The following is a 4533-nucleotide window of genomic DNA, read 5'->3' on the forward strand; positions in this document are numbered from 1 at the left end:
ACGGATTGCCCGATAATCTGTCCGATGCCGGCATGTGAAACGCGGCGTTCAAACGGATGTAATGAAATTGGAATTTCAGAACTCATTGAACGAAACAAACATTTCAGTTAATTGATGGGCCGTTGAATTCATCTATTCGCAAGCTCTGTGGTGGTTTGGCGGAGGCTTGGCATTGTCGGAAGGCATACAAGGAACGAGGAGGACGCAATGACTGCGATGGACGCCGCTGTGGACGCGGGAAGAGAAGCTCCCCGAGACGATGGGCCGCGTGAGGACGATGCGACCGGGGAGGTGATTATCAAGGATTCCTATGATCCCCGTCTGGCCAATTCCGATCTTGCTCCCTTAAGGAAACAGACATGGTCGTGGTACAACATCTTCGCGTTCTGGATGTCGGATGTGCACTCCGTGGGAGGCTATGTCACCGCGGGCAGTCTGTTCGCTTTGGGCATCGCCAGTTGGCAGGTGCTCGTGGCGCTTCTTGTGGGAATCGTCATCGTCCAGCTTCTCGTCAATCTGGTGGCCAAGCCAAGTCAGCGCATGGGGGTTCCGTTCCCTGTGACGACGCGGTTTGTGTTCGGGGTCAAGGGTGCGAACATCCCGGCCATCATCCGAGGGATCATCGCGGTGGCGTGGTATGGAGTCCAGACGTTTCTCGCGTCGGAGTCGCTGAACATCATCTTTCTGAAATTCATTCCCGGATCACGGGCTTTGGAAGAGGTGTCCTTTCTGGGGCTGTCCGCCTTGGGGTGGATATCCTATGGCATCCTGTGGGTCGCGCAGGCGTGCGTGTTCTGGAAAGGGATGGACACGATACGCAAATTCATTGACTGGGCGGGACCGGCGGTCTATGTCGTCATGATGGCCCTGGCTGTCTATCTTGTTGCCAAAGCCGGGGGGCTGGGAAACATTGATCTGAACCTCTCCTCCGGGCGTCCGATGGGTTTCGCCGAGTCCATACCCGTCATGATCACCGCCGTGGCGCTTGTCGTGTCATATTTCGCAGGTCCTATGCTCAACTTTGGTGACTTCTCGCGCTACTCGCATGATTACCGCAGTGTGAGAAAGGGAAATTTCTGGGGCCTTCCCGTCAACTTCCTTGTGTTTTCCCTATTGACGGTCATCTGCGCCTCGGCGACCGTGCCGGTCTTTGGGAAGCTGATTACGGATCCGATTGAAACGGTGGAGCACATTGACACGCCGTTCGCGATCCTCCTCGGAGGGCTGACCTTCGTCATCGCCACCGTGGGTATCAACATCGTCGCGAATTTCGTGTCGCCCGCCTTTGATTTCTCCCATGTCAATCCTCGTAAAATCAGCTGGCGCGCGGGTGGCATGATCGCCGCCGTGGGTTCCGTCGTGATCACCCCGTGGAACTGGTATTCGAACGATCAGGCCATTCATTACACTCTGGACCTATTGGGGTCTTTGATCGGGCCACTGTTCGGCATCCTCATCGCCGGATACTTCACCGTATCGAGACAGCACGTTCTTGTGGACGACATGTTCACTCTGAGTCCGCAGGGGCGCTATTGGTACCGCAACGGCTTCAACCCTAATGCGGTTCTGGCTTTGGTGGCCGCGGGGGTTCCTGCTGTGGCCGCCGCCATCCTCCCCTCCCCGTTGGAACAACTGGGGATCGTGGATGTCACGTGGCTGTCCAATTTCAGTTGGTTTATTGGCGCGGGACTTGGATATCTCGTCTTCTGGCTGTTGGAGAGGTATCGTCCGCAGATGCCCCGGCTCGCTGGCGATGAGCCTGGCGTCAACGATGGCGCGTCCGTGACTGACTGATTCGCTTGATCTTTCGCTGTTGGGAATGTGAAAGGCAGACCATTGGAGAGGGTTTGATCATGGCTATTCGTCTGAAGGTCATCAATCCGAACACCACGGGGTCCATGACCAGACACGTCGGGGAGGCTGCCCGCGCCGTGGCTCCGGATGATGTCGAGGTGGACGCGGTCAGTCCCGCAATGGGCCCGGTCTCGATAGAGGGGCATTACGATGAGGCTCTGGCCGCGATTGGCGTGTTGGATGAGGTTCGTCAGGGTGAGGCCGAGGGCGTTGATGGCTATGTCATCGCCTGTTTCGGGGATCCGGGGCTTCAGGCGGCCCGGGAGTTGGCGACCGGGCCGGTCGTGGGTATCGCCGAGGCGGCCTTCCACGCCGCTTCGTTTGTGGGCCGGTCCTTTGCCATCGTGACGACTCTGGAACGAACTTTGGGTAGGGCTCGGGATTTGGTGGATTCCTATGGATTCTCTCGGCAGTGCGTTGCCTACCGCGCATGCGAGGTCCCCGTTCTGGGTCTCGAGGAGGATTTCGAGGGGTCGTATGAGGCCTTGAGATCCGAGTGTCTGCGGTCTCTTGCGGAGGACGGTCCGGATGCCATCGTTCTGGGATGCGCCGGAATGGCCGCTATGTGCGGGCGTCTGGAGGATGAGCTTCAGATTCCGGTCATTGATGGGGTCGCGGCGGGGACGATGTTCGCGGCCGCTCTGGTGCGGATTGGTGTGGGGAGTCCCTCCCGGGGTGAGTTCGCCCCTCCCCTTCCCAAGCGGATCGACGGGATTCTCCGGCCGTTCGAGCTGAATGGTGGGCAATGAACCCACAGGAGAAGAAAGTTTATTTTCATAATGGAAATATATGAAGGATAAATTTCACGTCATTGGATCATCGTGGAAGACGATTTTCTGGTCGTCGTTCCTCAATGAAGTCGGAGGAGAGAAAATGGCCATTGACATGCAGGAACCACTGGAGACATTGCCGGTGGAGCCGTTGAATCCGCCACACCGCCTGCTTATGGCACCAGGGCCGGTGAACGTCGACCCTCGTGTGCTCGCCGCGATGTCAAAGCCCACCGTCGGCCAGTTCGACCCCTACATGTTTCGGGTGATGCGGGAGGTGCAGGATATGCTGCGGGTCGCGTTCAAGACTCGCAACAGGCAGACGATGGTCGTCGACGGAACATCAAGGTCGGCCATCGAGGCGGCCTTCGTGTCCGTTCTGGCTCCCGGAGACCCCGTCCTCGTATGCTGTGCCGGACGTTTCGGAATGCTGCTCAAGGAGATCGCCGAGCGGTGTGACGCGGATGTCCACGTCATTGAAAGGCCCTGGGGGCAGGTGTTCGCCGTCGAGGAGGTGGTGGAAGCCGTCAAACGGGTGCATCCGAAACTCGTCGCAACCGTTCATGGCGATACCTCGACGACGATGCTGCAGCCTTTGGAGGGTCTGGGCGATGTCTGCCATGAGAACGGGGCTTTGCTCTACACCGATGCCACGGCTTCATTGGTGGGCAACGACCTGAGGTGTGACGATTGGGGAATCGACATCGCCACCACGGGCATGCAGAAGTGTCTTGGAGGTCCATCCGGCGCCGCGCCCATCACGGTGTCGGAAAGAGCGGTGGCCGTAATGGAGCAGCGTAAAAGCATAGAGGCGGGAGTGGCGGATTCGCCGCAGGAGATTGCCGAGCGCAGGATCCGCAGCAACTACTTCGATCTTCCCCAGATCTTCGATTATTGGGGCCCAAGGCATCTCAACCACCACACCGAGGCGACTCACATGCTCTACGCCGTGCATGAGGCCTTGCGCATCCTCACGGAGGAGGGCGTCGATCAGGCGATCGAGCGGCATCGCCTGAACGGTGCCGCCATGTCCGCGGGCATTGTCGGCATGGGTCTGCGGCTATACGGAAATCAGTTGACAAGGATGAACGACGTCATAGGAGTGGTCATACCGGATGGTGTCGATGACGCGGCTGTGAGATCCGAGCTGCTGCGTGACTTCTCCGTGGAGATCGCGTCGTCCTTTGGGCCACTCAAAGGCGCGATTTGGCGTATCGGAGTCATGGGATGCAACGCGCGACGTGACGCTGTCCTCACCACCATCGCGGCGTTGGGAACGGTTCTTGAACGTCACGGTGTGGAGGTGTCGGTCTCACGGGGCGTTGCCGCGGCACTGTCGGTCTATGGGAACCGGTCCTAACCCACCGGGAGTTGTGGGGGAGTGGCCCCTGGCCGTGCGTGCGGCGCTGGGGCTCGTGACGTTGATTCAAGTGGATGGAGTGTGAGGGGAATGGTGATGATGGCAGGTACGACGAGAACATCCGACATCGCATCTGAGAGGGATGCGGCGGCTCACGTGTTTTCCGCCCGGCCGGGTGAGGGGCCAGCGGAATGGGCGGAGCGTGGGGCTGATCTGATTATGCGGCGTTGCGATGAGCTGGCCGCTTTTAGCGACATGCCCGACGGAATTGAGCGCATGTATCTGTCGGGCGAAATGTCACGTGCCTATGAGTTGGCAGGGCGGTGGATGAGGCAGGCCGGCATGAGCGTGAGAATGGATCCCGCCGGGAATCTCGTTGGACGCGTGGAGGGAAGCCGGCCGGGACTACCGGCGTTGATTCTCGGATCGCATCTTGATTCCGTTCCCGATGCGGGCCGTTATGACGGGATTCTTGGAGTGGTCACCGCCATCGCCGTGGCCGGTCATCTCGTTGAGGAGGGAATGATGCGTCATTTCCCCTTCGCCGTC

3 protein-coding genes and 1 pseudogene are annotated in these 4533 nt (G+C 59.1%); all 4 read left to right on the plus strand.

Translation table 11 applies throughout. The features are described from left to right. Positions 1-207: 207 nt before the first annotated feature. Positions 208-1794 carry an NCS1 family nucleobase:cation symporter-1 gene (locus Q1X90_RS07180; protein WP_300768536.1) on the plus strand — a complete coding sequence of 529 codons (1587 nt, stop codon included), beginning with the start codon at positions 208-210 and terminating at the stop codon, positions 1792-1794. A gap of 59 nt (positions 1795-1853) precedes the next feature. Further along, positions 1854-2603 (plus strand): aspartate/glutamate racemase family protein, encoded by a 750-nt coding sequence (locus Q1X90_RS07185; protein WP_300768538.1) that lies wholly within the window; start codon positions 1854-1856, stop codon positions 2601-2603. Positions 2604-2643: 40 nt separating this feature from the next. Further along, positions 2644-3984, plus strand: coding sequence for an alanine--glyoxylate aminotransferase family protein (locus Q1X90_RS07190; protein ID WP_300768541.1), 1341 nt, complete (start codon positions 2644-2646; stop codon positions 3982-3984). A 96-nt stretch (positions 3985-4080) separates the two neighbouring features. Then, positions 4081-4533, plus strand: a pseudogene (locus Q1X90_RS07195) (hypothetical protein); the annotation flags it as partial.

It is taken from the genome of uncultured Bifidobacterium sp. (genome assembly GCF_949292005.1).
In the GTDB taxonomy this organism is placed as follows: Bacteria; Actinomycetota; Actinomycetes; order Actinomycetales; family Bifidobacteriaceae; genus Bifidobacterium.